1 protein-coding gene is annotated in these 1456 nt (G+C 44.2%); it reads left to right on the plus strand.

The genetic code is table 11. The features are described from left to right. Positions 1-479: 479 nt before the first annotated feature. On the plus strand, positions 480-1346 hold the full coding sequence (locus tag CWM53_RS07050; protein WP_096835038.1) for a replication initiation protein: 867 nt from the start codon (positions 480-482) through the stop codon (positions 1344-1346). Positions 1347-1456 lie beyond the last annotated feature (110 nt).

The following is a 1456-nucleotide window of genomic DNA, read 5'->3' on the forward strand; positions in this document are numbered from 1 at the left end:
AACCGACAGATCCGAAAACGCCGCCAAAACCAGCTGTCGGCCCGGTTACGCCATCTCTGCCAGAATATTGATTATAGAATTAGCTTTTTTGAGACTTAAGACAGAATAACTTTTATGTTCAAATGAAATTCCCGGCCGTGGATATGATCGAGCCAGCAGTGCTCGCCGCAGCCGAGCGACAGGGCGAAGCCCCGAGTGAGCGAGGAAGCACCAGGGAACAAAACTTATAAATTCTGCTTACGCTAAATGCCTGAAAAATCACCTCCCCCTCGGGGTTATCCACTTATCCACGGGCATATTTTTATAAAGTACTTTTTTATTCTTTTTCTTTATTTTACATCTTTTAGGGAGCCTGAAAGCCGCGTACAGTGCGGCCTGAGAGGGGGCCTATATGGGCAACTGGTAAACATAATATGGGAAATTAATCACGTATCAGTGGGTTTTGTGTCAACAAGCTATGGGATACGCATCAACAAGCTATGGGAAAGAGGTCAAGTTCAGTTCTCAATTATCCACTTGTGGATAAAGTGCAGATTTTTCCGGTGGATAAGTATCGCGATAGCTTGCAATTTCTGTTTTCACTGTCATTATGGGTGAGTAAAAAATTACCCATAGGCATTGAAATGGATACTCAAGCACTCTTGCCAGCTACTAAAACGTTTAAAAAACGCGCCAGTATAAAGCAATCTAACGAATTGACCGAAGCTGCATATTACCTGCCTCTTCAGGCAAAACGTGTGCTGTGGTTATGCCTCATGCAGGCCTATTTTAATGACAGCCAGGAAGATGACTCTGACGTATTGCCGCTCTTCAAAATCAGCGTTTCTGATTACGTCAAATACTTCAATGTCGCTACGTCTGTCGCCAGTCGTGATGTGAAGGCTGGGGTAAATGCTCTGGGCGAATCAACGGTTACCTTTTATCCAAAAGAAGGTGAGTTTGAAGAAGTTAAACGTCCGTGGCTGGCTGAAGCAGGAATGAAGCGAGGCCGGGGTTCCTGGCAGATTGAATTTAACTACAAGGTCATGCCATTCCTTGTCGGCTTAACCTCCCAGTTCACTACCTATTCTCTCTATGACTGTGGCCAGCTTAATAGTGTTCGTGTCATCCGGCTTTATGAAAGCCTGTGTCAGTTCCGGAGCACTGGTGTCTGGATCACCACACATGACTGGTTATGTGAAAGGTTTATGCTCCCTGCCTCGCAGAAAAACAATATTGCTGAAATGAAGCGTACCTTCCTGGAACCTGCTCTGAAGAAAATTAATGAGAAGACGCCATTAAAGGTAACATATACCACTGAAGAAGATGGTCGCTTGCTGTTTAATTTTCTTGATAAAAAACAATAGCCTGTATTTTTTATTTCCTCCCCCCTTAGTTTGTTGCTGACATATGGGGGGATACTAAACTTGCTGTATTTCCCATAGTGCTTGCCTAACTTGACCTGTTTCCCACAATC

The organism is Klebsiella sp. A-Nf5, assembly GCF_002810545.1.
Taxonomy (GTDB): Bacteria; Pseudomonadota; Gammaproteobacteria; order Enterobacterales; family Enterobacteriaceae; genus Klebsiella; species Klebsiella variicola.

What these genes read in the sequence shown, in the direction of transcription:
- CWM53_RS07050 (WP_096835038.1), top strand. Translation starts at nt 480, where the DNA reads ATGGGAAAGAGGTCAAGTTCAGTTCTCAATTATCCACTTGTGGATAAA.